Origin of the sequence: Streptomyces sp. NPDC002730 (assembly GCF_042888805.1) — a bacterium.
Taxonomy (GTDB): domain Bacteria; phylum Actinomycetota; class Actinomycetes; order Streptomycetales; family Streptomycetaceae; genus Streptomyces.
On the sequence record NZ_JBIAQG010000001.1, the window covers coordinates 541,106 to 567,916 of the forward strand.

General features: G+C 60.4%; 30 protein-coding genes and 6 tRNA genes. 14 read left to right on the forward strand and 22 right to left on the reverse strand.

Features of this window, described 5'->3' with window-relative positions; translation table 11 throughout:
- Positions 1-4: 4 nt before the first annotated feature.
- From ACFYXH_RS02725 to ACFYXH_RS02795, 15 genes are all read right to left on the reverse strand, one after another.
- Positions 5-4,531 carry a transglycosylase SLT domain-containing protein gene (locus tag ACFYXH_RS02725; protein WP_389559999.1) on the reverse strand — a complete coding sequence of 1,509 codons (4,527 nt, stop codon included), beginning with the start codon at positions 4,529-4,531 and terminating at the stop codon, positions 5-7.
- A 9-nt stretch (positions 4,532-4,540) separates the two neighbouring features.
- A complete protein-coding gene (locus ACFYXH_RS02730; protein WP_389560000.1) occupies positions 4,541-4,954 on the reverse strand; it encodes a hypothetical protein in 414 nt (137 codons plus the stop codon).
- A complete protein-coding gene (locus tag ACFYXH_RS02735; protein WP_389560002.1) occupies positions 4,954-5,259 on the reverse strand; it encodes a hypothetical protein in 306 nt (101 codons plus the stop codon). Before ACFYXH_RS02735 ends, ACFYXH_RS02730 begins: the two co-directional genes overlap by 1 nt.
- A 69-nt stretch (positions 5,260-5,328) precedes the next feature.
- Complete coding sequence (locus tag ACFYXH_RS02740) at positions 5,329-5,919, reverse strand: hypothetical protein (protein WP_389560004.1); 591 nt, start codon at positions 5,917-5,919, stop codon at positions 5,329-5,331.
- A 78-nt stretch (positions 5,920-5,997) separates the two neighbouring features.
- Positions 5,998-6,384: a hypothetical protein gene (locus tag ACFYXH_RS02745; RefSeq protein WP_389560006.1), complete on the reverse strand. Its 387-nt coding sequence runs from the start codon at positions 6,382-6,384 to the stop codon at positions 5,998-6,000.
- The gene (locus ACFYXH_RS02750; protein ID WP_389560007.1) at positions 6,381-6,743 is read right to left on the reverse strand and encodes a hypothetical protein; all 363 of its coding nucleotides are present in this window, start codon (positions 6,741-6,743) and stop codon (positions 6,381-6,383) included. Before ACFYXH_RS02750 ends, ACFYXH_RS02745 begins: the two co-directional genes overlap by 4 nt.
- Complete coding sequence (locus ACFYXH_RS02755) at positions 6,740-7,069, reverse strand: head-tail adaptor protein (RefSeq protein WP_389560009.1); 330 nt, start codon at positions 7,067-7,069, stop codon at positions 6,740-6,742. The genes ACFYXH_RS02750 and ACFYXH_RS02755 overlap by 4 nt, the downstream gene beginning before the upstream one ends.
- Positions 7,053-7,625 (reverse strand): phage gp6-like head-tail connector protein, encoded by a 573-nt coding sequence (locus tag ACFYXH_RS02760; RefSeq protein WP_389560010.1) that lies wholly within the window; start codon positions 7,623-7,625, stop codon positions 7,053-7,055. The genes ACFYXH_RS02755 and ACFYXH_RS02760 overlap by 17 nt, the downstream gene beginning before the upstream one ends.
- 27 nt (positions 7,626-7,652) lie before the next feature.
- On the reverse strand, positions 7,653-8,738 hold the full coding sequence (locus ACFYXH_RS02765) for a hypothetical protein (RefSeq protein ID WP_389560012.1): 1,086 nt from the start codon (positions 8,736-8,738) through the stop codon (positions 7,653-7,655).
- A 66-nt stretch (positions 8,739-8,804) separates the two neighbouring features.
- Positions 8,805-9,356: a hypothetical protein gene (locus ACFYXH_RS02770; RefSeq protein WP_389560014.1), complete on the reverse strand. Its 552-nt coding sequence runs from the start codon at positions 9,354-9,356 to the stop codon at positions 8,805-8,807.
- A 39-nt stretch (positions 9,357-9,395) separates the two neighbouring features.
- Positions 9,396-10,823: a phage portal protein gene (locus ACFYXH_RS02775; protein ID WP_389560016.1), complete on the reverse strand. Its 1,428-nt coding sequence runs from the start codon at positions 10,821-10,823 to the stop codon at positions 9,396-9,398.
- A gap of 10 nt (positions 10,824-10,833) precedes the next feature.
- Positions 10,834-12,396 (reverse strand): hypothetical protein, encoded by a 1,563-nt coding sequence (locus ACFYXH_RS02780; RefSeq protein WP_389560017.1) that lies wholly within the window; start codon positions 12,394-12,396, stop codon positions 10,834-10,836.
- 13 nt (positions 12,397-12,409) lie between these two features.
- Positions 12,410-12,835: a hypothetical protein gene (locus ACFYXH_RS02785; RefSeq protein ID WP_389560019.1), complete on the reverse strand. Its 426-nt coding sequence runs from the start codon at positions 12,833-12,835 to the stop codon at positions 12,410-12,412.
- Positions 12,832-12,987, reverse strand: coding sequence for a hypothetical protein (locus ACFYXH_RS02790; RefSeq protein ID WP_389560021.1), 156 nt, complete (start codon positions 12,985-12,987; stop codon positions 12,832-12,834). Before ACFYXH_RS02790 ends, ACFYXH_RS02785 begins: the two co-directional genes overlap by 4 nt.
- 58 nt (positions 12,988-13,045) lie before the next feature.
- Positions 13,046-13,121, reverse strand: a tRNA-Pro gene (locus ACFYXH_RS02795).
- A 19-nt stretch (positions 13,122-13,140) separates the two neighbouring features.
- Between ACFYXH_RS02795 and ACFYXH_RS02800 the strand changes: the two genes are divergently transcribed.
- A complete protein-coding gene (locus tag ACFYXH_RS02800; RefSeq protein WP_389560022.1) occupies positions 13,141-13,521 on the forward strand; it encodes a GntR family transcriptional regulator in 381 nt (126 codons plus the stop codon).
- 825 nt (positions 13,522-14,346) lie between these two features.
- Here the strand turns inward: ACFYXH_RS02800 and ACFYXH_RS02805 are convergent.
- From ACFYXH_RS02805 to ACFYXH_RS02830, 6 genes are all read right to left on the reverse strand, one after another.
- Positions 14,347-14,419, reverse strand: a tRNA-Glu gene (locus ACFYXH_RS02805).
- Positions 14,420-14,475: 56 nt separating this feature from the next.
- Positions 14,476-14,547: transfer RNA gene (locus ACFYXH_RS02810), tRNA-Asn, on the reverse strand.
- 15 nt (positions 14,548-14,562) lie between these two features.
- A tRNA-Pro gene (locus ACFYXH_RS02815) sits at positions 14,563-14,636 on the reverse strand.
- Positions 14,637-14,696: 60 nt separating this feature from the next.
- Positions 14,697-14,771, reverse strand: a tRNA-Ile gene (locus ACFYXH_RS02820).
- A 5-nt stretch (positions 14,772-14,776) separates the two neighbouring features.
- Positions 14,777-14,850 (reverse strand) — tRNA-Phe (locus tag ACFYXH_RS02825).
- A gap of 44 nt (positions 14,851-14,894) precedes the next feature.
- Entirely contained in the window at positions 14,895-15,227 is a 333-nt protein-coding gene (locus tag ACFYXH_RS02830; RefSeq protein WP_389560023.1) for an HNH endonuclease, read from the reverse strand.
- 512 nt (positions 15,228-15,739) lie between these two features.
- Between ACFYXH_RS02830 and ACFYXH_RS02835 the strand changes: the two genes are divergently transcribed.
- Positions 15,740-16,207: a hypothetical protein gene (locus tag ACFYXH_RS02835; RefSeq protein WP_389560025.1), complete on the forward strand. Its 468-nt coding sequence runs from the start codon at positions 15,740-15,742 to the stop codon at positions 16,205-16,207.
- A gap of 51 nt (positions 16,208-16,258) precedes the next feature.
- Here ACFYXH_RS02835 and ACFYXH_RS02840 read toward each other — a convergent pair whose 3' ends face one another.
- The gene (locus ACFYXH_RS02840) at positions 16,259-17,230 is read right to left on the reverse strand and encodes a hypothetical protein (protein ID WP_389560027.1); all 972 of its coding nucleotides are present in this window, start codon (positions 17,228-17,230) and stop codon (positions 16,259-16,261) included.
- 1,025 nt (positions 17,231-18,255) lie between these two features.
- On the opposite strand from ACFYXH_RS02840, the gene ACFYXH_RS02845 reads away from it, so the two are divergent.
- The 12 genes from ACFYXH_RS02845 (at position 18,256) to ACFYXH_RS02900 (ending at position 26,802) form a co-directional block, all read left to right on the forward strand.
- Positions 18,256-19,020: a RecB family exonuclease gene (locus tag ACFYXH_RS02845; RefSeq protein ID WP_389560633.1), complete on the forward strand. Its 765-nt coding sequence runs from the start codon at positions 18,256-18,258 to the stop codon at positions 19,018-19,020.
- A 128-nt stretch (positions 19,021-19,148) separates the two neighbouring features.
- Positions 19,149-19,982, forward strand: coding sequence for an AAA family ATPase (locus ACFYXH_RS02850; protein WP_360866586.1), 834 nt, complete (start codon positions 19,149-19,151; stop codon positions 19,980-19,982).
- A gap of 36 nt (positions 19,983-20,018) precedes the next feature.
- Positions 20,019-20,366: a hypothetical protein gene (locus ACFYXH_RS02855; protein WP_389560029.1), complete on the forward strand. Its 348-nt coding sequence runs from the start codon at positions 20,019-20,021 to the stop codon at positions 20,364-20,366.
- Positions 20,366-20,803: an endonuclease VII domain-containing protein gene (locus ACFYXH_RS02860; protein ID WP_389560031.1), complete on the forward strand. Its 438-nt coding sequence runs from the start codon at positions 20,366-20,368 to the stop codon at positions 20,801-20,803. The genes ACFYXH_RS02855 and ACFYXH_RS02860 overlap by 1 nt, the downstream gene beginning before the upstream one ends.
- Positions 20,804-21,008: 205 nt before the next feature.
- Positions 21,009-21,338, forward strand: a complete 330-nt coding sequence (locus ACFYXH_RS02865) for a CHC2 zinc finger domain-containing protein (RefSeq protein ID WP_389560635.1) — start codon at positions 21,009-21,011, stop codon at positions 21,336-21,338.
- Positions 21,232-21,861, forward strand: a complete 630-nt coding sequence (locus ACFYXH_RS02870) for a topoisomerase (RefSeq protein WP_389560637.1) — start codon at positions 21,232-21,234, stop codon at positions 21,859-21,861. Before ACFYXH_RS02865 ends, ACFYXH_RS02870 begins: the two co-directional genes overlap by 107 nt.
- Positions 21,858-22,280, forward strand: a complete 423-nt coding sequence (locus tag ACFYXH_RS02875) for a DUF3310 domain-containing protein (protein ID WP_389560033.1) — start codon at positions 21,858-21,860, stop codon at positions 22,278-22,280. Before ACFYXH_RS02870 ends, ACFYXH_RS02875 begins: the two co-directional genes overlap by 4 nt.
- 51 nt (positions 22,281-22,331) lie before the next feature.
- Positions 22,332-23,141, forward strand: coding sequence for a metallophosphoesterase (locus ACFYXH_RS02880; protein ID WP_389560035.1), 810 nt, complete (start codon positions 22,332-22,334; stop codon positions 23,139-23,141).
- Entirely contained in the window at positions 23,138-23,692 is a 555-nt protein-coding gene (locus ACFYXH_RS02885; RefSeq protein WP_389560037.1) for a hypothetical protein, read from the forward strand. Before ACFYXH_RS02880 ends, ACFYXH_RS02885 begins: the two co-directional genes overlap by 4 nt.
- Positions 23,689-24,204 (forward strand): hypothetical protein, encoded by a 516-nt coding sequence (locus tag ACFYXH_RS02890; protein ID WP_389560039.1) that lies wholly within the window; start codon positions 23,689-23,691, stop codon positions 24,202-24,204. The genes ACFYXH_RS02885 and ACFYXH_RS02890 overlap by 4 nt, the downstream gene beginning before the upstream one ends.
- A 451-nt stretch (positions 24,205-24,655) precedes the next feature.
- Positions 24,656-24,979, forward strand: a complete 324-nt coding sequence (locus tag ACFYXH_RS02895) for a hypothetical protein (RefSeq protein ID WP_389560041.1) — start codon at positions 24,656-24,658, stop codon at positions 24,977-24,979.
- A 14-nt stretch (positions 24,980-24,993) separates the two neighbouring features.
- Positions 24,994-26,802 carry a DNA polymerase gene (locus ACFYXH_RS02900; protein ID WP_389560042.1) on the forward strand — a complete coding sequence of 603 codons (1,809 nt, stop codon included), beginning with the start codon at positions 24,994-24,996 and terminating at the stop codon, positions 26,800-26,802.
- Positions 26,803-26,811 lie beyond the last annotated feature (9 nt).

The window sequence follows — 26,811 nt, forward strand, 5'->3', positions numbered from 1 at the left end:
CTCCTTACAGGGTGGTGTAAAGGGCCTCTGCTGTCTGAAGGGCCCTCATCACTGCCTGAGGCGTCGGCTCGTTGCGAGCCTCATGAACGTGAATCTCGTACTTCTTTCCGTTGAGAAGGGCCTCCGTCTCGGCGTGGTTGAAGACGCGCTCACCACCACCAAACGCAACCAACTCACGCCCCTTCTCTCCGACCATTGCGAGGCCAGGAGACGCGGACATGGTTCCCGTCGCATAGCCGGTATTACCGGCAAGGACGGACTGCCAACGAGCCCCATAGCGATTCCTCGCGTAGTTGAGTCCCGCGTAAATATTGGCCAGAGGGTTGACGGAAGTGCCGTACAGGAATGGGCCAGTGCCCTTGAACATCCCGGCGTACGCCTTGTAGGTGGGACCAATGACCTGCATAAGGCCGACCGAGGGGTTTCCAGCCTGCCAATTGGAGTCCCAGCGGTTAACTATGTTCGGGTCTCCGCCGGACTCCATGTTGATCCGGTGCAGGACCGTACTCAGTGCGGAACCAGGTAGGCCGAGCATTTGCAGTGCCTGAGCGGCCACGAGACGCCACTTATCTGCACCCTTCCCCTGGGGGAGAGATGCCGTCGTGGCGTCGAAGTCGGGGACATCAGCGCCGACCTTGGACCCCTTCTTGAAGTCAAAGAGGCCCTTAGTGTTCGGCATGGATTCCTTGGCGTTATCCATGAAGCCGTCGAAGACTCGTCCGGCATAGCCCAGTGGGCTATCCTTGATCTCCTTTACGGTATCGACCATCCCGATAAGGTTGTTGTAGGAGCCCGAGACGATGTCACCGATATCCCCGAACACGTTGCTGAATGCGTCGATTGGATTGGTGATCGTATCCCAGATGGCTCCAAGGGAGTCACCAACTCCGGAATACAGGTTGTCCCAAACCTTACTCAGGGTATCCATGCTGAACAGGTGGCCAAGATAGGTCTTACCTCGGTCGACAATGTTTCCATTGCCCTTCCACACGTCATCCCAGAAGTAGTCAGCTTGGACCGGAGCCAAAGCGCCGCCGAGAATACCGGCAGCCTGACCAACAAGGGTCGGGACCTTCTTGAGGACAGTGAAAACGTCCTCGGTCATCCAGTCATACATCCTACGGAACTTGGTAGCAGCAACGCCACCGCCGAAGCGGGCCGAGCCGTCGCCAGTACGGAGGATTCCGCCCTGAACACTGCCGCCGAGTCGGTCAGAGGAGCTGTCCAGCCCCATCGTCTTGAGCATGGCCGTGCCCACGGGGTAAATGTTCTGGAGTGAAATCAGTTCCTTGATCTGGTCAAGGTCGAACTTCCCTCCACCACCAGTACCGCGAGCATGGCGTGAGATCTTGCCTCGAACCGCAAGAGAGTTCCAAGCGTTGATCTTCTCTTCACCAATGGCGTTGGCAACCTCGGGACGAAGAACCGCCTCACCTGGAGTGAGGAGGGTCGGAATCTTGTCCGCCCATGGCTGGTAGCCCGGCATGACCCCCGCGTAAGACACGTCCGATGGGCGCATCATGCCGCCTCGGGCACGACCCTTCTTCTTCTTCGAGCCGCCGGAACCGCCTCCACCAGGAGACTTATTACCGATCCGGTCGAGAGCCCCGTCAAGGCCGTCACCCTCGTCACGGGCCTTCTTCAGGGCCTTTTCGAGAGCCTTCACGGCATCCGTGATCTTCTTGAGAGACCTACCGTTGAGGAGTCCGATGCGGCCAGCAACGGAACCGGCACCGGTTCCCTGACCGATCTTGTCGTAGACATCATCAGCGGCATTCAGGAGCTTCTTGAACTCCGCTATGACATCAGTCAGTCGACGTTTGTTGAGGTTCGCAGTGCGGCCAGAGGTCGAGGACGACATAGCGCCATCACCGATCTGGTTCGCCGCCTCCTTCGCAGCGTCCGTCATCTCACGGATGGAGCCAGTGACACCCTTGACGTCCTTGCCGTTGAGGTTGCCGACCCGAGTGTTGTCGCTCGTGATCTGCTTTCCGGCATCCTCAGCGGCCGTCTTCAGCTGACCGAACTCCGCGGTGACCGCATTGAGGTTCTTGCCGTCGAGAGTGGTGACCTCGTTCTTGACCTTGCCCAGCTCCGAGGCAACATCCTGAACAGACTTCCTGACCTTCTCTAGCTCCTGGTGGAGCTGGTTGAGGCTCGTGTTGTTGGCCTGCCGCGCCTGTGTCTGGACCTGATTGACCGCGTTCTGAGCCGTGTTCGCGGCACCCTGCACGGAGTTCTGACCGTTGCCGGCCAGCGCCGCAGTGATCTGCCGCATGGACTCGCGGTTCGCCTCACGCAGCTCGTCCCGGAGCTGGTTAGCCGCGTCCCGGGCCTCACGGATCTGGTCCTCAAGGGCCCGGATCTGTCGCGCTCCATCGGTTCCACGGGAGTCACGTCCCATGAAGCCGTCCAGGAGACGCGTGCGAGTTGAACGGTCGTCGCCCTGGCGGTTGTCCGTCCGCTGCTGGCGGTACGCCGCTCGGCCTGCCTGGCGTGCGTCACGGCGAGAGCCACCGTTGGCACGGGACTCATCCCGAGCGGAACGAGCTGCGGCACGCTGGCTACGGACATCCCGCTGTCCTTCGTACGCGCGGACACCAGCTCGTGTCACAGCAGCGGCAGGAGCGAAGAGACGACCAGCCAGGCCCACAGCCTTACCGATCACCTTGGACAGAAGCCCCACCGCGAGGATCAGAGGTCCCCACTCAAGCAAGAACTGTCCGACCGCTTTCGCTACATCAGCCAGCCCAGATTCCTCAAGCCAAGTGGCAGCCCGATCAATGGTGCTGATGAACTTCCCGAGGGAATCCAGGAAGACACCGAGGAAGTCATCAACCTTCGGAGCCCACTTCTTTGCAAGTGCCTGGACCTGGTCCAGGATTCCGTCCTTGCCAGCAAGCTTGTTGCCAAGGTCGGTGTACTTGTACTCCCCGCCCTTTCCTTCCTCGACGAAGAGATTGCCCAGCTCGAATGAAGCTCGTTCCTTCATCTGCTGGAGTCGACCGGTGATGGTCTGACTTGTCATCTTCTCGGCGAAGCCCTTTGAACCCGCGCCCGTCTGGTTACCCTTGTACTTCTCGGGGTTCCAGTAGTTGAGCATCGCACTCATGATCTGGGTACCGGAGACGCCACCGCCCTTGGCAGCGGGAGTACCGATGACCTTCCACATCTTCTGAGAGTTCTCAAACCCAAGGAGCTGAGCCAACTCAGAGGCAGGCATACCGGATGCGGCAGCGAGCTGCTTCACGTTCTTCGTGGGCGCCCGGTCCATATCCATGATCATGTCCATCGCGTACATAGCACGCTGGAACTGCTGCGGATTCAGGTTGCCGGCTCGCGCCATCGAGTCGCCGATGGCCATGATCAGGTCAGTGGTCTTGCCAGCCGCCTTATTGGCGGCACCCGTTCGCGTCTTCGCGTCCTTGCTGTACCAGTCCTTATCGCCACCGGCCACAGACCGAATCAGCTTCATCTGATACTCGTGCATGACATCGATCGAGAACGGTGTATCGATAGCATAGTTCTGGATGGCGGACATCTGATGGGCTGACACCGACTTGGAGACACCCGCAGAGCTGAGGCCAAGCTGACCCAGGAGACGCTTATCAGCGTTCTGGACACCGATAGCCGTAAGAGCGGCACCAGCGGTAGCCAGGGGAGCCAGGAAGCGCGTCGAGAGGATGTTTGCGGCCTCGTTGATGGACTGTCCGACCTGATCGAACCAAGTGCCCATCTGTTTCAGGCTGGTGCCCGTCCGGGTGAAGTAGCTCTGAGTCGTGGTGTTGGTCGTGTTGATGTTCCGGTTGATGTCCCGGATCTGGTCACGGAGCTGCACCATGCGCCGCTGCTGGTGAGTAATGCCGTCCTGCAGAACGGCACGCTGAGCGGCTGCCTGCTCTCGCAGAGCTGCAATCTGCTGACGAGCTGCTTCACGCTGAGCGGCTACCTGCTGCCTCAAGGTCTCGCGCTGAGCCTGGAGGGCAAGCCGGGCCTGGCGGTCTGACTCCTGGCGCTTTTCCCGCTCCACGCGGTCGTGCTCGCGCTGACTCTGAACCTGAAGCTTCCTGCGCTCGCGCTCCAGGCGCTCAGCGGCGGTCTGCCGCTCGCGGGCGGCCCGCTCCTCCTGGCGGACAGTCTCACGGAGAGCCGTACGGGTCTGGGCAGAAGTCTCCTCCAAGAGCTTCTGCTTCTTCTCCTCGGTCTTCCGGTACTCACGGAAGCGCCTTCCAGCCTCCTCGCCAAACTCTCTGGTGATCTGCCGCTCGATCTTCCGCAGAGTCTTTGCCGAGTCGACCGCTTCCTTCTCAACGGCTTCCTTGGCCTTCTTCGCCTGCTTCTGCGTTTCCTTCGGCAGGCCGGCAAGACCTTCCTTGACCGCCTTCGAGACTTCCCGTGAGGCTGTAGCACCGAGCTTCGCCATCTCGCCAGAGACCTTGCGGCGAAGCTCCTCCACGTCCTTCTGAAGGACCTTAGGAATGATCTCGATGTAGCCAGTGCCGACCTTGATAGGTCCGCGTCCCTCAGCCATGGGACCCCCTTAGAGGCTGTTCAGCCGCCCAAAGAAGGCCGTGAGTTCGCGCGCATCGCTGAACTCTGGCTCTGACGTGGGCTGCGGCTCGGGTTCACCGGGCCGCGGAATCGGTGCAGGAAACTCAAGGTCGCGAGTGTCGTCATCGGAGACATTGGCCTTGAGGAAGAGGAAGTTGGAAAGCTCAAGCGCGTCAGAGATACGCGCGAGGAAATAATCTCGCTCAGCCCACTTGGCGCGTTCGTCCATGGCCATCAGGAGAGTTGAGCCTCCCGGCTTGCTCAGCAGGGATTTGATGAGAACGCCCACACGACGCAGGGAAAGCCGTCCACGCCACAAGTCCAGGAGGTCAACGCCGAAGAACTCAAGGAAATCCGCTTCCAGTTCATCAGGGTAGGTCTGGATGACGTAGACGACTGCCATTAGTTTCCCGAGTCTTCGTCCCGTCCCTGAGCCTCAGACATCCGCTTGGCGAACTCGCCGAAGTCCTCAATGTCCGGACGGGTCGCAAGGTACGCGGCCCACTGGTCCTCACCAAGGATGAGCTGAGTAGCAACCAGCTCGTCATCCGTCATCAGAACCTCAAGAGGGAAATTCTTCGGGTGGGGCAGCCTGAAGGTGAGCCCGCGGTGCTCAAAGGTGGCAAACGCCTTAGTCGCCTCGGCCTTAGCCGCGGCAACCTTCTTGGCGCCGTTCTTCTTTGGGCCAGACTTCTTCTGATTGGACATGGGGCAACTCCTTGGGTGGGTAAGAGAGAGTGCCGGGGACGTACCCCCGCCCCGGCTCAGGGACGACTCTTATGGAGTCGCAACGATGTCGTCGTTGGTCAGCACGTAACCGAGCTTGCCGGCGGAGTCCAGAGCCTCAATCGTCAGCTCGTACTTGCCGTTCTCGGTACGGGAAAGCTGGATCGCCCCACGGTCCGAAATCATGGCGCGAGGGATCACGCAACGGCTCCGAACCGCACCCTGATTCCAGTCCACGACCAGAGAAAGTTCCTTCAGGTCCGGAGTGGACGCGAGGTCCAGCCGGAAGACGCCTGTACCAACAGGGGTTGGGTCAGTGGACATGATCTCGACCCACTCAGCGCCCCAGAACAGCTCAGTCGTAACCTCGTTGGTCTCCTGGAGCGTGGCCTTCACGCTGAAACTCGCAGAGGTCACGTTGTAGAGAACCGGGACGGCGGACTGCCACGCATTGACGGGCTGAGTCTCGATGGCCGGTGTAAGGGTTACGCCGCCTTCATCTACATAGCCGAGTGCCCGGTAGCCAGTTGGGGCGGTCACGCCGTCGCCCAGAACGACAGGCGGCACGAGGCTGCCAGTCGCGGGGGCTACGTAGATAGTGCCGTTCGGAGCGAACCGAATCTTCTTTGCGTCATTCGCCATATGGGATCTCCTCAGGGGCATAAAAAGGCCCCCAGAGAGGGGGCTTCAATCCGAGCCCTCTAAGGCTCGGAGGGGTTGTCAGGATGCGGTGTAGAAGACCGCTACATGCCCGCAATAGACGTGCTCGCGCGAGGAGTCGTCAGGGTCGTACGTCGGAAAATCGATCTCCGCTACATCCAGGACGAGAGCACCACTGGCCGCGGTGTCAGGAAGATCCTCCAAGAACTTCTCTCTCACGAGAAGCGCGAGATCGACAGCCTCTTTGCGGTCCAGCGAGTAAGCGGCGTACTCAACGTCAATCCGGTCCATCCGGTCCCGGACAACGCGGAAACCGCCCATGTGTTCTAGGTAGATGGCCGTCTCGCCGGTAACGTGGTTAGTAAGGTCGCCCAGCACCGATCCGTCAGGGATTTCCTGGATGGAGTCGAGATATTTGACCAGGAACTCGATTGGGTCAAGCTTCATCGCACCCTCATTCTCAAAAGGGCGCCCTTGAGGTACCTACGGCCCTTGACCCTTCGGCCTCGGGGACTGGTGAAGCCACGCTCTTGCAGCATGGCGTGACGAACCTGAGGGTCGTCCTCGATCACGACGTTGCCGAACCATCCGTCATGGTCGAGCCGCACATACGCCTCGATGTTCTTCTTGATGGCGTTCCAGGGCAGGGACTTGTGGCCCCTACGCGGCGCGTCAGTGATGGCCCGGTGCAGCAGTTCTCCTGTGTGCTTGGCAACCAGCTCGCGGACACCTGGGAGGGCCAGGGCTTCACGTTGCCAGCCCTGGTGAAGGGTCAGCTTGTTGCGGGCCCTCTTGGAGTCAGTCATCGGAGTGCCCTCCAGATGGTGAGCTTCAGGTGCCGGCGGGACGTGTAGCCCCAGCGTTCGGGCTCCCCGTCGACCTCGTACATGTGGCCGTTGAGCTTCACCCTGTCGCCCGAGGCGACCGCGGCCGTGTACGGCAGGAAGACCGTGAGCCGTTCCTGAGAGATGTCACGAGCTGGAGTGAAGGACTCAAACGCCTTGTCCGGCTGAACGCTGGCCAGGCCAGCCCAGACCTTGTCGGCCCGGTCCCAGTCCGGCCGGGAGGTGTAAGCCGACTGAACCTTGGTGAGGGCCCGCCAGACCTCTACGGGGTCAATAGCCGAGTACATGTCGGCTCTCCCTCCGAAGAGTCATCACGCCAACGCCCCGACGCCTGTAGGGCTTCAGAGCGGCCGTAGAGATGGAAGAGAGGGACTGAGCCGAGGAAGCCCCGGCGAAATTCACCTCGACTTCTCCCACGCGCTCTGACTCGATGCCTGGTGACAGTGCCATCCAGCGGATGACCTCAGAGCAGGCAACGGCTCTCAGAGTGGCCGGGGGAGTCTGGTAGCCCCAGGAGCCAGTGAGGGTCACTGGGCCAGTCGGCCAGCCGTCCGCGTGCACGAGCTGCCGCCCGTTGAACGTCCAGCCGGTGAGGGCCTGGCCGTCGACCTGGACGGCGGAGACGGTTGGGAAGGTGAGGTATCGACCGGGGATAGACAGGAGACACCCGCCCTCGGCGTGCAGGGTCAGGCTCTCGTCCTGGCGCCGGTCCAGCTCCCTGCCGCAGTAGTCCTCTATGAGGCCCGTAACGTCTACGAGGAAAGCAGATACACGGGGGTGCTCGTCCTGAGTGACAGGCCGCCCAATGCGGGCGGCCACGTCCTCAACTGTTGCCAATGGCATGAGACCTCCCTAGGCAGCTAAGGGAGATCAGGGGGTTGCCGTCTCCGTAATCGAAATCTTCAGACCGCGAACAAACTTCTCACCGATGGTTGCACCGCGGACGCTGTAATCCGGGTCTTCCTTGACGGTCGCCATGCCGTACATGGTGTCAAGGCCGATGGTGTCCATCTTCTTGTTGTAGTCGTAATCAACCAGCATTCGCGTGGCGATGCCGTTGACGTTCTGGATGGAGCCGGTAACGGCACCCATTGGCAGCGCCGGGCAAGCCGACGCAATGAGCATCGCGCTCTTGTGGAAGAGGTACATCTCCAGCCCGAAAGCGTTGTGAACGACGATGTCAAAGCCGTAGATACGGCCAACAGTCGCCCGACGCAGAGCGTTGGTGTCGCCCGAGTAGTCGACAGCTACGAACTCGGGGTCCTTCAGGAGGATTGCCTCAACCTCAGGACCGGCAATGAGGAATCGTTCAGAAGCCGGCACCAGCGCAAGGTTCAGGTTCATACGCGCATCAACCAGCGCGGTACGAATGCCAAGCGCACGCTGAGTCAGGTTCGCCGCAGTGCCGTTGGCCGCAGGAATCGACACGGTGAGGTCTCCGCCAACTGCGTTCTTCTGCCCAGCGGTCAGGCTCGACCGGTTGATGTTCGCCTTGATGAACGCCGCAACGGTGTCGTCAAAGTACTCAGCGAAGCCGCGAGTCAGCTTGGAAAGAACCTGAGCGCCGAACTGCCTGAGGTCAAGCGCCACGGTTTCCATACCCAGCGCAGTAGCGTTCTGGGCAAGCGTGGTGAGCTGGACCGGGAAACGCGTCTCGTTGATGAATCCGGCAGGCGCCCGGCGGTCCGCGCTCGGAAGAGGACGGTCCGACGCAGCCGCAAAGACGTTCTTGTCACCGGTGATTGGGTTGGTGACTGGGGACGAGATACCGCCCGCCTGAACCGGAATACCGCGACTCTCGCGGTTGACGTTGATCACGTCACCGACGCCACCAGTGAAGTTCAGCTCAGAGTATCGAGCCGGAATACCACCGAGGGTGAGCTGACGGTCGAGAATCCCCAGAGCAGCAATGGTGACCTGCTTGGGGTCAAGATTGAAGTGATGCGTGGTAGCCATTCAGCCTCCAAGAGGGCATAACAAAAGCCCTCCAGGGATGGAGGGCTGTGCAAGATAGGGAGAGGCTTAGAGGAAGCCCCCGCCGGAAATGAAGTCAGCCAGCTCGTTAGGGTCGAGACTGGAAAACTTGTCGGTGCCACCTCGGTTGTGACCTGCGCCCGCAAGATGCGGGAACTCCGATCCGGAAGACTTAGGCAGAGACTCAATGAACGACTTAACGGCGTCCGAGTCGGGGCGCTCGTTCTCGCCCTTGAACCGGGCAAGGTCAAGGAACTTCAGGTCAGGAAGTTCCACGCCACCCGTCGCGGCCTGGAGACGAAGCTCAGCGGTCACAAGCTCCTGGGAGACCTCCCCAAGTGCGGACGTCCGGCCCTCGGTGCGGGCGGTCTCAATGGCCGACTGCTGTGCTGCCTGGAGCTGCTGAAGCTCAGTGCGAGTGCTGTTGAAGTTGCTCTCATTCTGGCGAGAGAGGGCCTTCCACTTGTCGCGGTCGGCAATGGCCTCTTCCAGAGTTGGACCAGCGGGAGGAGTCGGCGGAGTCGCCGGGGGAGTCACAGGAGGATTTCCCTCAGTGGACCCGGTACCAGGCTGGGCAGTGCCGTCGTTCTGAGTCGTCATATGGATTCCATTTCGGAAGGGACTCGCCATTTCGGCGGGTCAGTTCGTAACCTCGTGAATCTTCCGGTTAGCGTTTCCGGAATTACCCTGCGGAGGCTTGATGGCATGGGAGCTCTGTGGTTCAGGCCGCGGCATGAGCTTCTGAATCTCGGCAGCCGCCTGAGCGTCCTCCTTACGCATTTCGCGGAAGGAGTCGATCTGAGTAGCGGAGAAGCCAGCCTCAGCCCACAAGACTTCCTCAGGGACATTGAGCTGTTTGAGCTTGAGAAGTGCGTCAACGTGCTGCGCTTCGGTGCGGTACTCGGGATCACGCCAACGTGTTTCCATCTCAAACGCGTCCTTGCGCTTGTCCCGCTTCACAGCGAAACAGAGACGAATGACCCGCTCCCACGCCTCACCGAAGTGGAGCATGCGTTCCCGGACCTTTGCGACTAGACCGGCCTCAGCCGAAATGATGGCCTCACCCGATGGGGAGTTGGACGAGTTGACCAGGAAGTAATGGCTTGGTACCCGGCTGACACTCGCAAGGTGCTGAACGAGCATGTCCACGAGCGTGACGTAATTCTTGAGGTCGGCAGCCGCGAAAGAGCCGAACTTGGCCCCTGGGTCCTCGGCCTGCAAGAGCTTGTCGTGACCGACGTTGAACGGCTCAATCGGGTTGCCGTTCGCGTCCTCCTGGATCTCCAGGCCAGTCACAAAACGCTGAGGGAAGGCAGCAAACTCGGAGGCCGTCAGAGCGTCCATGACCGTCTTGTTGATGGCGTCCTGAATCGGGATGCAGTTAGCCAGATCCGAATACGGCTCACCAACGAGTCGAGCACGATTCTCGAAGGGCACCACAGGAACAACCCCGAGGGGGTTGGGCTCCCTTACACCCTGGTCCCATTCGGTCGTGCCGTACGCGACCTCATAGACGTAGTCCTCAGTCCACAAGGTGACCTGCTGCCGGCCCCACGCGTCCAGCTCGAACCGAGCGGCGGCCTCCAGCTCGTACAGGCTGCCCGCCTTGTAGCAGACGGCCATGCGCTCGCCGGAGACCGGCGTAATGGTCGGCTCGCCGTCCTTGTCCGCCCACACCACGACGTAAGCGCGCCCCTGAATCAGGGCTTCAAGGTGGACGGCATTGGAGTAGGCATCCATGCAAGATCGCTGCCAGAAAACCCGAGCGTCCTTGTCCGCGCCCTCATCCCCAGGGATACGGAAGCTGTCAACGTTCAGGCGCTCATTCGTGGCATCCACGATCATGCCGCAGAAGTTGTCTCGCCACTGTTCAAAGACACTGGCAAACGCTGCCTTGTACCGCATCTGGGAGAAAGCGAGCTTCTGTTGCTCTCCTTCGTAGTACTCCGAATACAGGCGAGACGAATGGTTCGGGGCAGGGATCTTCCCGTACAGATACATGAGCCACTGGTCTGGCGATTCCGGCTTGCCTATGAAGGCTGTATGGCTTCCTGGGGGAACAATCAATGGGCCTCCTTCAGAAGCCCACTACGCGTGACCTTCTAATCTTCAGTCGTCCATCTGCGATGGCATCGGCTCTGGCCTCCAGGGCGAGAACTGCACAAACGGCAAGGTCGATCTTCCGCTTAGAGCGCGGACTGTCTTTGGTGATGAGGAGTCCCTGAGGAACCTCACGAGTAACGGCGTTCAGGACGTGCCGAGTTAGCCGGTGGTCCCCGTCGTGTTTGAGATCGCCAACCATGGCGGCAGTGCGGAAGCGCTCAACTGCCTGGACCATGCGAGTCGGCTTGTTCGTCCAGAACTCAAACACGGTGTCGTCTCCGTGCTCGATCGCCCAACGGCCGATGTTCTCTTGCCAGTAAGGCGGGTCGGCGTAGAACCACTCAACGCGGTAGGTCTTGAAGGCCGTATTCACAGCGGCCTCTACCGAGAGAACGTCAACTTCCCAGTCATCAGGGGCGTGTTCAGGTCGTTCCCAGATACCGAGGACGAACAACTTGGCGTCACGCAACCGCACTCCGACAAGGCCCGTAGCGTCACCGCGGATCGACCCGTCAAAGCCGATGGCTATCTGGTCGCCTGGCGTGATCGGGTCGTCGTCCCAATAACAGGCGTCCCACTCGGTCTTACTCATCCAGCCGTCAGAGGACTCAGCAATTTGGTTGAAGAAGAACCGGCAGTACGTTGAGTCCGGAGTCGTCCTGTCGTACAGGATGGTTCGTGTCAGGCCGTCGACGTCGGCCCATGTCGCGTCTCCGTACGCCTCTATGAGAGAGGCACGAACCGCGGCTTCATCTCGGATGTCTTCAACGTCAATTGAGCCCTCTAGGCAGTCGTACAGCCAATATCCCTGAGTCACCATGTCGGACTCGTGGATGATCTGGGCCACGCTGTCTTCGTTGGGGTTATACGCGTTGGTCGTGCAGACCCAGCGGGAACCGGCCCTACCCGTCTTCTCAATGTTTCGCTTGATGGTCTGGTAGAAGTCCGGGCCACCGTTGGAACTCACCCAGTGGTGGACCTCATCCATGAGAGCGAAGGTGGGCCTGTTGCCTTCATTGGTCCTACCGGCGGTGGCCTTGGGCCTGATGGAACCCGGCTTGCCACTCTTGAACTGGACAATCGACTTACCGATGTCCAGACCGTATTCAGCCTCAGCAGGAGACTCCGAGAGCATGCCTCGGATCATGTCTAGGGTCTGGTCGGTCTGATCGAGCGCGGTAGCGCCGATCTGCACAACGGGCAGAGGGACGGTCTTACCAACAGGCAGGCCGAACGCATCAAAGTGGCTGAACCGACACGGACCTAGGAACTCAACAATGGCCAGAGCGGCAAGGAGCGGGGTCTTCCCCCAGCCCTTCGCGCGACGAAGCGTTGCCGCCGAATACTTCCACGAGCCATCAGGGTTGATGGCGTAGAACCAGAGGACGAAACGAAGTTGCTCAGCCGTAAACGTCCAGGACTCACCGGCCCTGTCTCCGTCTGGCTGAACGATGTACTTCTGAGCCCACCGAATGATCTGGTAGCCCAGCGCCTCATTTGGTCTCGGAACCCCTGCGGGCAGATTGCCTGTCTGCAAGGATCACCGCCTTCTAGGAGCCGTTCAGCAGCCTGTAAAGCTCCTCGTCCATGTCCACCTCCGGAGGTGCCTCAGAAGGCGCCTCGGGCTTGGTCTCATCGGTCTTCTCAAAAGTCATTCGGAGTCGGGCACGGTCTTCCACCGTGGCGCCCCACTTGGCAACCCGCTGCCGGATCTCACCGGCTAGCTTGAGGTCCCCAAGGAAAAGGCCGTCAACGAGCTTTGTCGTCAGCTCCAGTTCGGCCCAGTCGGTTGCCGTCCATGCCGCTGTCTGCGGGGCTTGGCTCCAGGTCTTCCAAAAGCGCTTGGCTCCGCCGGTCGAGATACCGAGGGCCTTCGGCAGCTCGCGGCCCGGCTGGGTGCCGGCGGGCAGCTGCTGCGCGTGCGGGTGAGCATTGCGGCGTACAGCGTTGTCCTTGGGGGCTGGTCCCCGCGTCATCGCAGCCTCACCTCCGACACCTCGATGCCGTACAGGTCACCCAGCTCCTCAAGCTCAAAGAGCGCGTCCTGACGCCAACCCCGGTTCCGCTCAGCGCGGTTGGGCTCGTCGGCCGTCCTCAGGCGTGGGCCCTCGGGCTCGTCCTGGTGCATCGCTGCATCACTTCCTTGAGGTAACAACAACAAAGGCCCCCTGACGGGGGCCTGGTGGTGGTCTGATCAGCAGGGCTCGAACCTGCGGCCTTCCGGTCCCAAACCGGACGCTCTTCCAACTGAGCTATGACCAGGTGGCGGTACCTTGATCCTGTGGAGGGACCCAAGTACCTGAAGATTGCCGACGACATTGCCGAGACGATCGGTGCTGGGGCACTCGCTCCGGGGGAGCCAGTGCCTAGTGAGACAGCTCTGATGGACAGGTACGGCGTCGCAGTTGGCACCGTGCGTCATGCCATGGCGGAGTTGCGCACGCGCGGTCTCATCGAGACCCGCCACGGTGCAGGCTCCTTCGTCAAGTCAGCCCTGCTAGAGGGCAGCGTGCCCCTGTCGCCAGATCTCTTGGACCAGCTCAGGGAGAAGCACGGCCTGACGCGGGAGGGATTTAAGCGCGCTATGCAGTCAGCGGAAGTTTCGATCACAGAGGCGGACTCGGGCGAGTACGCATTGACGTACCGCATCCCTCTGAGCTGACTCGTACGTCCGGCTTCACTCAGCTTCCCTCTGGACGGAGGTTGCGCTGGCACCCCGTACAGGGCGGTACGAGAACGCGGAGCCAACAGGACTTGAACCTGCGGCCGTGAAAGAGTCATGTACCTGACGAGCGCCGGTGCACTTGCCAACTCGCCGCCAGGCTGAAACTGGCAGACAGTCAAGAGCGAAGGCGCGAAACTGTCCTACGACATCGGGGGGATGGATGACGGATCTATGGGCGGTTTCCGGAACGGTTGCTACCGCTGGAGCGACGTTGGTGGCGCTGTGGGTTGCTCTAAGGGATGGTCGACTCCGAGACGAGGAGCGCCGAGACTCAGAAGCAGCCCAGGCGCGCCTTGTCGCGATTGACTGGGAAGAGAGCAATGATTGCGTCATTCGGAACCTCGGGACCCAGCCTGTCTTGGACATCATTCTTGTGAGCGTTGCTCTAGTTGACAGCGAGGGCGTTCGATGGATACCCCACATCGACGACAGGCTTCAGTTTCCGTACAGAGTTGGCAGGATCCTACGGCCGGGGGCCTCATGTGAGATCCCTACTCAGCGACTCAGACGTGAGGGAGGTGGCGATGCCGTCCGGGTCCCCAGACACATCAAGGACAACGGCGCGAAGCTCGATATGACGATTCAGTACATGGACGCTCAAGGCCTGTGGTGGGAGCGGCGTAATCTTCAGCAACCGCGGCGACTGTTCGCCCCGCCGGAATTGGCAGTCCGGCGGATCGAAGGCTGACGAGCGGCGCAGGATTACCCCAACTTCCGGGTCCAGGGCCCGGCGTGCTGCCAATTGCACTAACAGGGAAAGTGGGCGCGTTACGGGATTCGAACCCGCGCTACCTCCCGGAAGGGGAGGAGTCCTGAGCCACTAGACGAAACGCGCGTCTCCTCCGTCCCCTGATCAGGGGGAGTTTCAGAGACAGGGGAGCTACCCCACTGCTGACATGGCTGGACTCGAACCAGCAACCTGAGGATTAACAGTCCTCTGCTCTGCCATTGAGCTACACGCCATAGGCGAGACGGCTGAAGGCGCGAGGGGATTTGAACCCCTGATCTCCGGGCGCCTTGCCCGGCGTACCTCCTGGCAGCACTTCACGACCACCGCTCTAGAAACGGTCAGCCAGTCTCGCTATCCCGTGATACGCGGCACGGGCACCTCGTTGACCATCCCGGATTTGAACCAGGGACCTACGCCTTATCAGGGCGTTGCTCTCACCAGACTGAGCTAATGGCCATTGAGTCGGCCCCGGTGGACTTGAACCACCGCCTCAGGGATTTCACTCCTGCGCTCTCCCCTGACTGAGCTAGGGGCCGATGGTCCCGACTGGGTGAGACTCTTCCCCCGCTCAACGGGGGCATTACTTCTCTCGTCGTTCCTGCTGCGTCTTGGCAGAGTGGCAGGGCCGGCAAAGGGTCTGGGCATTCTCCAGAGTCCACGTACCGCCAAGGGCAACAGGGATGATGTGGTCCACCTCCAGGCCCTCACGCGCCGCGCAGCGGACGCAGGCGAAGCCGTCCCGGGCCAGGGCACGAGGACGTACCTGCCGGTCCCATCCGCGGTCCCGGAGCTGGTTCCTGGCGCTCGTTCGAGCCCAGGCCCGTTCGGCAGGGGCATGCACTGGGCATCGGCCAGAGCGGACGGTTCGAGAGGTGCAACCCTGGACGTAGCAGATAGAAGCCGCACGGGGCATCGCCCACCTCCCCCTTCTTGATCAGGTCGTTACCTCAACTTAGGATCGCCTTGCTCGCGTAGTCGTAGAGAGTGGCCCCGGTGGCTGCTGATCTGGCACCGGGGCCACCGCCCCCTCTGGCGCTCTACCTGGAGCAAAGTCGACAGGGAGACTGCAGCAGGGGGAAGTTCTCAAGTGAGAGGTACATCTAAGACGTTGTCTAAGAAGGGAAGCGTGGAGTTGGCAGTTCCTCTTACATCAACAGATTCTGTTGAGTAACTGTTGGTAACTAGACTGTGTGCAGACTGTTTTAGGTAAGTAGTGTTCTTGGTTGTGCTCTCATCCTGTATGTACGTGTCCTCTGGGTCATGTGAGGACCGAGGAGAGCCGGACTGAGACCTGGATCACACCCGAAGGGGCTCACCGGAGCAGGTTCCTGCGGGCCGAGTAAGCTACGCCAAAACCCCTGCGCGCGATCCGATGGGATTGCTTAAATTGTTAACACCGAAACCGGCCTCTGAAGGAATCATGTGATGGTCCTCCCCGACAATCTGACGCTGTTGAAGCATAATGCGGCCGGGATGACAGAGCCGGAGATGGCTAAGCTGTACGGTGTTTCACAGCAGGCAGTAGCCTGGAGGCTTAACGGGCTTGGGGTTTACAAGAAGGGGCGCAAAGCGCCTGTCATGTCGCTTCTTCCGTGGGATATTTCCGCGCATCCCGACAAGAAAAGGCTTTCTAATCAGAATAGCTTCGCGGGCCTGCGGAGCTTCCTGAGGAAGAAGTTCGGGGAAGAGTTGTCCGCCAGAGCAGAGCTAGACCTTCGGGCATTCGTTCGGCACCTTGCGGCCGGAGAGGTTCTGGCCCTCGACGAGGGCCGGGGGTTCATCTACGTTCCTCGTTCGAGCGAGGATGGCAACCTTGTCATTCGATGGCCGGAAGGTCATGAAAAGCCCGACTCTAGGGCTCTGGAAATGCTCACCTGGAACCCTGCGAACTGACTCAAAGAAGCGCCCACTCTGGATACCGCGAGTGGGCACTGTTGTTTCGCCCTAGTCGAGCTTGCGTTCATCTGAAGAGTTCCACCATGCGCCGAGCTGGAACAGACTGGTACACCCTGTAGCGCCGTACAGCTCTGCCATGTCTTTATTGACGGTGCTCAACGAATATCCTGTGTCGCTTGCTATCTGTTTCAGGTTGCGACCGCTCTCCAGCTTGCGCAGAATCGCGCGAGACCGCTGCGTGGTAACGGTGTCCTCGGCGATACGTGACCGCTCACCCATCCACGGACTCGCCCGCTCCCACTGGTGGTCAAACACCGTTGCCAGAAGGGCGAGCATCCCGGGATGGGTGACTTTGAATCCAATCTCCTTGTTCGGAGGGTCGTCGCGGTAGTCGGAGATGATTGCTATCGCGCCGTCGATAAGAACTATGCGGATGAACTCCCCTGCAACCGTCCTGACTTGAGCGCCGTGGGCGCTCACAGCCTTGGCGTAATCCTGCTCAGGTTGCCGGAACCGAGCACTCTCGTGGTAAATGGTGCGCTGTATGATTCCGCGTTCTAGGTTCTTGATATCCCTTTCCTTGCTTACCGTAAGGTTGTGTGCCGGCCGAGGAATGGTCTGGGCTGTGAAGACATGGGAAGTGGCTGATGCCAGGGACTGAGCGAAAATCGCGTTGGCTGCACCGGCGTTGGGAAGGAACTCGATACCGCCCGCGTCGAGGGCCGTCCTGATCTCCATGGAGGCAAAAGCCGTGTCTAGCTGTGCCATCCGCTCAAGGTGGTGGGCGACGGCAGCGCGTTCCGCGGCCTGATGTGTGCGCCGGGCATGAGCCGGGTCGCCCAGCACGTATCGGCCGCTGTACGACTCAAGGACAGCGACGTCGAGACTCACCAACTCGGCCAGGCCGGGATGCCCTTCAGGGAACGTCTCTCTCTGAAGCAGACGAGGAATCAGCAACTCCGCTTCTGGGGACAGCGTGAAAGCAGGGCATCCATGGGAAGCTTTGTCCGGATCATGCACGTTTGCTCCCACATCTTTCTGTAGTGCACATGAGTGCACGTGCTTTCGCTTGCCTCTGAGGGGCCTCTCGTGTCCTGATCTAGACACAGGGGGCTGACATCCAGCCTACAGACCGTGAGGAACGCGCTCGCTCGAACGTTCGAATCGCGGGTACAGTCGGAGGCTGAGCGGTTTCAGTCGCAGGCGGAGCCCCCTAGCGGGGACACGCATGCGGAGGGGACCGTTCCTAGTTTCTCACGCTGCGTCAACTTGGTTCGGATGACAGGAGTTGCACGTATGAAGAGGCTACGCACTAGCCGGAAGCGGTTTGCCGCCCTTGTCCTGGGGGTGGCGACACTGGGAACGGTCTGGGCGGGACAGCTAGGCGGGACCGAGACCGTTCGGGCTGACCCGAACTGGGGGGTCGTTACTGCCTCAGACGCCACCGGGGACGTGCCAGGGGACGTCACGCCCGCAGTGGCCCAGGACCCGACATGGGGATGACGGGGCAGGCGTAGCGAAGACTGCTCATCGGGGGATGGGCTGCGGCGCAGCCGGATTACCTGAGGGACGGTGCAGCGAGTTCGAAGAGGCTCAGGCGACGGGGATCGCATGCCCGTCGCCTGGCCTTCAGTACTTTTTGGGGGGGGCTGAGAAGTCCATGCACAGGGGTGGGGCAATCGTTAACCGGCGCAGCCGTGAGGATCTGCTGAAGGCGATTAGGGACGCGCCAGGCAAGATGAAGGAGGTGTACCGCTCTGATTCCGCGCTCATCCAGCGAGTTGACATGCGTGTCGGCGGCTCTTACTTCATTGTGGTAGAGAGTGATATGACAACGGGCGAAGACGAGTTGGCGCTAGGTCAACTCGTTTCTGTCCTCGGGGGATCATGGCGCAACCGAATCGTGGAGACAGATTTCTTCGGCCGCAAGCACCCGGACTTCCCTTGGTCTTCGTCCTTCTCCGTGCATGTCCTACACCCTGAATGCCCACCAGGCGAACCTAGAAGGAGTGTCCTTGTCTGATAGATACGGCAGGGTTGCCAATATGGCTCGTTCCGTGAGTCAGCTTGAGCAATACGGGAAGTGTGCAGAACAGTACCGACTACGCCGGGTGGAAGGGGTTACCCCTCGCCCGGCAGCTTGGTCTCATCAGGGGACCGCCTTCCATGCGGCCTGTGAGGCTTTCGAACTGGGCGGCCGGCAGATGTCTGCCATGGACGCCGTAGAGCTGTTCAGCACCGAGTACAGCGACGCGGTGAACAAGGCTCTGGACAAGGAGCCGGACACCGATCAGTGGATGACGGCTGGGCCTGACGGCACGTCGGACATTGAGGCCCGGTACGTCCTGGGCCAGGAGCAGACGGCCGCTTACGTCCACTGGGCGAAGGAGAACGGCCCGAAGATCTGGAAGGCTCCTGACGGCACGCCGGGTATCGAATTGCACTTGACAGCCGACATCGGCGGGGTCAAAGTCCAGGGCTACATAGACCAGCTCGTTGCCGAACCTGACGGCTCGGTGCGGATCAGAGACCTCAAGACCGGCAGCACGAAGAGCCGGTTCCAGCTAGAGACCTACGCCGTCCTCGTGCGGAAGGCCCTCGGTCTGGACGCCCACCGCGGGGACTGGTACCAGGCCAGGAAAGGGGGCCTGACCCGCCCAGTTGACCTCTCGGAGGTCACGGAAGATGAAGTGGGGGAGAAGTACAGGGAGATGGACCAAGGAGTGAAGCGGGCGGAGTTTCCGGCGCGACCGGGCTTCAACTGCCGGTTCTGTGATGTGTCCCACGCATGTGCCTTTCGTCGTGGCTAAAAACTTGTGTTCCTGGGACGATCCTGAGCGTAGGCTGAAATCAGTCCCCCGCCCTTCCTGGGCTTTTTTTAAGCCAAGCAACTTGTGTTGCTGGGAACGGCGGGGGTATCCAAGGGAAGGGGTAAGCCGTGTTCTCTCTCGCTCAGTCGGTAGGTATTCGGGGGGCAGCAGGAGAGCCGATCCCCAATCCGTACAAGTCGCTCTCGCGGCTAGAGGTGGAGTTTCGACGGGCCGAGTTCTCTTTGGTCGTGGCGGGGCCGGGCACCGGCAAGAGTCTCTTTGCCGCCAATCTCGCCACCCACGGCAATATGCCGTGCATGTATTTTTCGGCCGACAGCAGTCCGGCCACGCAGACGGCAAGAGCCACCGCCATGATTACTGGCGATGACGCCAAGGCGGTAAAGGACTCGCTTTTGAACGGCGACTTCTCCGAGTATCTGACGATGCTCGGTAAGCGCTGGTGGCTGCGGTTCAACTACTCAGCACGGCCCCGTCTTGAGGAGCTGGAAAGAGACCTTCTGTGCTACAGGGAGGCGTACGGAACGAGTCCGCATCTCATCGTGGTGGACAACATCACGAACGTGGACACGGGGACTGTGCCCGATGCGGAGTCGTACACATTCGGGCTTGAGGGCCTGTCTGAATACCTCTCGGAGATGGCCAAAGCGACCAATGCCCACGTGCTTGGGCTCCACCACGTCACGGGCGAGCACTCTGACGGCCTTAACCCCATTCCGCTGAGCGGGGTTAAAGGCAAGGTGCATCGAGTGCCCTCTCTCATCCTCACTATTCACAAGGAGGCTGACGGGATGAACTCCCGCATCCTTCATGTGTCCCCGGTGAAGAACCGAGAGGGCTTTGAAGACTCGTCGGGGGGCACGTTCGCGAGCTTCCGGCTCAACCGGTCCAACCTTCGGTTGGAGGAGCTTGAGGAGGAGCTACCCGGCGTTTTCGCCGCCTGAAGACTTGTGTTGCTGGGAAATGAGGGGACTTCGAAGATGGAAGGCAAGGAAATGAACCAGGGGCTCAGGGGCGGGTTTAAGGCGGAGCGTGAGTTTGGTTTCCAGCTCGAAAGCCGCTTCCCGGATCTGGACCTCTCTGAGGTTGACACTGACGGTGTCGCAATCGTTGTGAACATCGACAACCCGAGGCGTCTCAACCTCTTCCAGCTTTCCAAGGTGCTCATCGGTGCCGCCAACGGGGGAGTGCGGACGGCGGTAATCAACTTCCAGGGCCGGAACATGGCTGCGGCAATCCCGCTCTTCAACTTCTGGGCACTCGTTGACGAGAACGCAGAGCTGAAGAACCAGTTCCGACTGGAGACGGCCATCAGGACGGGGGGCTAATGGCCGAACCCCGTAAGGGATACCGGGAGTGCACGAAGTGCGGGAAGAGCAGGGCTGAGAGGTTCTACACCTCCTCTCGGGGGAAGGTCTGCTCTTCCTGTCGCAAGTCGTCCAGAAGGGCGGCAGCACGCAACGCGCGGATTCAGAAGACGTATGGGCTCTCCGCCGAGGACTACCAAAAACTGTTTGAGTTCCAGGGCGGACGATGCGCTATCTGTCAGGAGACGCGCAAAACGAATCTGGCGGTTGACCACTGCCACAAGACAGAGGCCGTGCGCGGCCTTCTATGTGCCCGCTGCAATTCGCAGCTCCTAGCACGGGGGGCTAGGGACCGCGCGCAGGTTCTACGGCGGGCGGCGGACTACCTAGAGAGCTATCCGGCTTGGGAAGTTCTCGGACCTCGTTACACATACGACAGGGGGAGCGGCAATGGATGAGGCCAAGAGGAACACGGGCATCTGATGGCATCCGAGGAGGGCGGCCAGGGGCCGTCATGGTCGCGTAATTGGGTCGGCAACCACCACACATGGATGGGTGCGTACCGCAAGTACGACTTTCCGGTAACCGTGAGGCGTATCGGTGAAGACAAGCCCGCAGAAACCGCCAATCGCTGAGGTACTGGCGCACTACTACGGGCTAGAAGTGAAGGCATCAAGGGGACGGCAGAAAGTCTGTTGTCCCCTTCATGCTGACCAGAACCCGTCAGCGTCCGTGAATGTCGACAGCGACCGATGGAACTGCTTTACCTGCAACCTGTCGGAGGATTCCTTTGACGTAGTCATGCGGGAGGAGAACATTGGCTTCTCTGAAGCCCAAGAATTTGCACATCGCCAATTCGGTGGAGATTGCCCGGACGTACCACGAGATGTACCCGGGGAGTCCGGCCGAGGCGTACATCAACGCTCGTGGTCTCGGGGAAGTGGCAGCGCGCTTCGGCCTGGGGTGCGTCGCTTCGGCGATACCTGGTCATGAGCGCTACCGGAACCACATAGCGATTCCTTACCTTCGCCCTGCGGGTGGGGAGGACGCGGTAGCCACCGTTCGCTTCCGCTGTGTGGCGGACCAGTGCGTAAAGGACGCGAACGGAACCTACTACTTCCTCAAGCGCGAGAAAGAGCGTCACGAGGGCCATGGCAAGTACCTGACTATCCCGGGTGACCCGCCGAGGTTGTTCAACACGCCGTCGCTTATCCAGACAAGCCCTCACCTCGTGGTTGTTGAGGGCGAGTTCGACGCCATGACTTGGGAGTTCGCCGGCGTTCCCGCGGTGGGGGCGCCTGGAACTGGCACGTGGCGGGACTACTGGTCTCCCGCCCTCTTCGGCTACGAGACCGTGTTTCTCATTGCCGAGGACGCAGCCGGTAGCACATTCATGGATCAGCTTGCCGCAGAGATGCCGAACGCCAAGGTAATTCAGATGGCTGAAGACCTTGACAGCAATCAAACACTTCTCGAATACGGCCCCGCCGTGCTCCGCGAAAGGATCGGGCTATGAGGTACGTCGTCGGCGACAGTGTAAAGGTCATCGGGAACGGCGCGCATTCCGGCTACCGAGGGCGGGTTTTCTCGGTGAACTCGCACATCACTGCCCCTTACCCATACGGGGTGAAGCTGCATGTGGGAGGCCGGTTGAAGTATCTCAACATGGCTGAGGACGAGTTGGAGCCGGACACGAGTCCGGTTGATATCACCAAGACCGTAGACCATCCGGCCCACTACACGTGGATTCCGAATGGAATTGAGGTCATCGATCTCGTAGAACATCTCAACTTCAGCCGGGGCAATGCCGTCAAATACATCTGCCGAGCGGGCAAGAAGAGTGTTTCCACGGAGCTGGAAGACCTGAAGAAGGCTCTCTGGTATGTCGAGCGCGAGATACAGCGCGTGGAGAAGCGTGACGGAACGCCGAGTTAATTGTGCCCCCTCACAAAGTGAGGTAGGCATTACAAGAACGGGGGTGGGCGCGTGAAGCGAGTTGTGGTCATCTCTGACCTGCAAGTCCCGTACCACGATCCCAAGGCACTGAATAACCTGGTCACCTTCATCGGGGACTATCAGCCCGATGAGCTGTACCAGATCGGTGATCTGAACGACTACGAGACTCCAAGCCGCTGGAACGAGGGAACACGGTACGAGTATCGGCAGCAGGTCAAGAGCGATTCTGAGACCACGAAGCGCAAGGTTCTGGAGCCGATTCGAAAGGTCTACGCGGGACTCTTCGGGGTTCTCGAAGGCAACCACGATCTACGGCCGCGGACATACCTCAGCGCCAAGGCGCCGGCACTGGCCGAGTACGCCGACGAATTCCACTTCTCCAAGCTGCTGGATTTCGACGGCTTCGGCATCGATCTGACTCCACCGTTTCACAGGGTGGGGCCGGATACCGGGCTCATTCATGGGCACGAGATCAAGGGCCTTTCCAGCATTGCCGGTACGACGGCTTACGCGCATGCCAGCAAGGCCGTGATGAACCTTGTGATGGGGCACACTCACCGGCTCGGCGTGCGACGTCAGGGCCCAAGCCATCTCGGGGGAATGCGCTGGGGCTTTGAAGTCGGGCACATCATGGACCCGCGGAAGGCTCAATACCTTGGTCCTGGTGCCGTCGCCAATTGGCAATCGGGCTTCGGGATTCTCTACGTCGGAGACCACGACGTGTCGCCGTATCCAGTGGATATCCGGCGAGACGGGTCCTTCGTAGTTGAGGGAACAAGGTACGGAAAGATTACGCGGGGTGCTGGGGGGCGCTTCGCAAAGCGGGGGGATGCAGCATGACCGAAATTGACTGGGAAAACATGGCGAAGGTGGCGGATAAGGTGGCTGCTTCCGTTGCCCGCTCGTGGAGCGTGGTGGAGAAGGACGACGTAAAGCAGGCAATTCTCTTGCACGCCTACGAGCGTCGGCCGATGCTCGAAGCGCACTACGAGAACGAAGCCTTCATCTGGCAGTTCTGCCGCAAGGTGGGGACCCAATTCGCTTCTGCCGAGCGAGATGCCAGGGACGTGCAGGACGGCCGTTACTACTACACGCCTAGTGAAGCAAAGATGGCACTCTCCACCTTTGTTTACTCCGATGAGGAAATGGGGGGCATGGTCGGGCGAGAGGACGACCTTCTTGCCTGCCGAATCACTGACAGCCTTATGTCGGCCCGCCTCGATGCCTCTATAGCCCTCAACCGGCTTCCTCAGCAGACACGAGCCGTTCTGATGAAGCGGTACGTATACGGCCTTCCTCCGGAGAGCGACACGGAGCGAAAGGCCAGCAACCGAGGGCTTGATGTCCTCGCACGTCAGATGAACCGGGATCTCCGAAAGGTGACTGCATGAGCTTCCCGAATCCGTTCGATGGCGCCTCCCCGTGGGGCGAGCCGAAAACTCCCAAGGAGAACACGCCTATGACCGATGCTGTTACCGCTGTTACCCAAAATCCATTCCGGATCGGAATTACCCTCAAGGCAGCCGCGGGTTACGACGCGGAATGGCTCACGCCGACCGTGTTCGGCGCCACAGCGGACGAGACCGCTAAGCGCGTCCGGGAGCTGGTGCAGGCGCTTGCCGACAACGGCGTCATTGAGCTGGTTTCCAGCGCGGCCGTGAAGATGCGCGACACCCACCAGCCTCCGGCCGGCAGGGGTGGCAACTCCGATCCGAAGACCTTCCAGGGCGGCAAGGTCCAGTCGGCCGCTCCTGCGGCCCCTGCGGGCGACAACTGCCCGCACGGTCGGACTCTGCGCGAGGGTCAGGGCGCGAAGGGCGCTTGGGCTGCCCTGTTCTGCAATGCGCCGAAGGGCAGCGGCTGCGATCCGCTGTGGCGACAGAAGGACGGCTCTTTCTCCTAAGAGCTAACCGCTACACGTAGGCACCTGACAGGGGGGCCGGGGATTTCCTCGGCCCCCTTTTCTTTTGGAGTCATATGGCGACAGGAATCAAGTCGCGGGGTGACGTAAGCACGGGCGCGTAGCGCCGTGAACGGGGGTCGGGGGGATTCTCAGACTACTTGACCTTTACTGCTGCCAGGGGGGCGCAGGAAAGGGGTACAGCAATGCCGGTTTTGAAGTCGTGGGCGTGGACGTCTTTCCTCAGCCTCGATACCCATTTGAGTTCGTACGAGCTGAGGCAATTCAGTTCCTCCTCACGTATGGGCATCGTTTCGACTTCATACACGCTTCGCCGCCATGTCAGCTCTATAGCAAGACTCAACGCATCATGCAGAACGACCACCCAGACCTATTGGGGCCGACCCGTGCAGCTCTAGAGGCTGTCGGAGTCCCGTGGGCGATTGAGAACGTCATGGGTGCAGTGGACGAAATGAGAAATCCGGTCCTTTTGTGTGGCGCCTATTTCCGGCTCAACACCTACCGGCATCGGCTCTTTGAAACGGGGGGTTGGGACTTGCCGCAGCCCGAACACCCCGCCCACACAAGACGGCAAACAAAGATGGGCCGCAGACGGAAGCCCGACGAGATGGGCTATTACGTCGGCAACTTCATCGGCGTCGATGACGCCAAGGAAGACCTTGGCGTTCCTTGGATGTCCCGCGAGGGAATTCGTGAGTGCATCCCGCCTGCCTACGCGGAGTACGTAGGAAAGGTATTTCTTGAGCAACTGGACTAGACGGGGGAGGTCTCTTGAAGCAGCTCGCATATCGGCTGAAGGGTCAGCCGATCTCCATTCGGGTTGTCGACACAGAGAGGGACCTCCCCGAGTTCGAGGAGTTCATCTCTCGGCATCGCATCCTCGGATTCGATACAGAGACGACGGGGCTCGACTGGTGGGCCTCTGACTTCCGGTGCCGGCTGGCACAGTTCGGCACTGGAGCAGAGACCTGGGTCATCCCCGTGGAGAAGAGCCCTGCTTTCGCTGAAGCGGTCCGTAGGGCCCTTCTCAGCCTTGAATGGCTGGTTGCCCACAACGGGACCTATGACCTTCACGTCGTGGAATCCACGCTAGGAATCCCCATGGAGGAGCTTTCTCCGAAGATGTGGGATACCAAACTCTTGGCTCACCTTGTTGACCCGAGGGCCGTGAAGGAAAAGGGCCCTGGTCTCAAGCTGGAAGAACTGACGAAGTTCTACGTCTGCGAGAAGACCGCCGAAGAGGTCAAGGGCTCTATTACCGCTCTGGCCAAGAAGTACAAGACCACGAAGGAGAAGATTTGGAAGCTGGTCGAGTTGTTTGATCCGGACTTCTTGCTGTACGCGGGAATGGACCCGGCTCTTGCATACCGACTATTCCAGATCCTCTATCGGCTGGTTCCGGCTCGATCTAAGGCACAAGGACTCATTGGCTGGGAGCACCGGCTTGCTCATGTGACCGCCAAGATGGAGCGAACCGGCTATCTCCTGGATGTCGAGTACGCCGAAATGCGGTGTGGGGAACTCTCGGCGGAGCAGGAGAGATGGGAAGCGGTTGCTAAGACGTTCGAGGTCGAGAACGTCAACAGCAATCAGCAGTTGATTGAAGCCTTCACGCGTTTCGGTGTGAAGCTCACCAAGAGGACTAAGCCCAGTAAGAATCATCCGAATGGCCAACTGGCCATGGATGACGACGTACTCACCGGACTGAAACATCCTTTGGCAGATGCGGTGGTGCAGGCGAAGAAGGCCGGCAAGTGGCGGAAAACGTGGTTTGAGAGGGCGCTCAAGGGTCGGGACGCCAACAACCGCGTACACGCCTCCATCAATTCACTACAGGCCCGTACCTCTCGGATGAGCATTTCAGGGAGCATCCCGGCGCAGACATTCCCCTCGGGGGACGGCTACGTACGGCACATGTTCCTCGCCGATGAGGGGCACGTCTCGTGCTCCATCGACTTCGGCAACATGGAATTGCGTTACCTGGCCGCGTTCTCTCGCGACCCAACGATGTTGAACGCATTCCTTAACGGCCTGGATCTGCACCAGATCACCGCTGACGCTGCGGAAGTCGCCCGGAAAATCGGCAAGATGGCGAATTTCCTCACGGTCTACGGGGGCGGCTGGTCTGCCCTCATGGAACAAGCCCACGTCGATGAGGAGACAGCTCGGAAGGTTCTGGGTGCCTTTGCCAGGACGTATCCGGGTGTCGGTGGGTTCGGTAAGCGTCTGGCGGACGAAGCCCGTAGAACCGGCTTCGTCTACACAGCCACAGGAAGACGCCTGCCGGTTGACCCCGGTAAGTGGTTCCGGGCCCTTAACTATTTCGTGCAGGGCGGCTCTAGGGATGTAACCGCCAGGGCCCTGCTGGAGCTTGATAAGGCCGGATTCACGCCGTACATGCGGCTGCCTATCCACGACGAGATCGTTTTCAGCTTCCCGGAGAAGGAAGCCGTGGAGCTGTCTCGTGAGGCGGCAAAGCACATGCAGTTCCCGGTACAGGGGCTCTTGATTCCGGCTGATGCCGAGATCGGTGGACGCTCTTGGGGGAGTGTCTTGGAGCTGGAAGATAGCAAGCATTAGAGGGGGAGC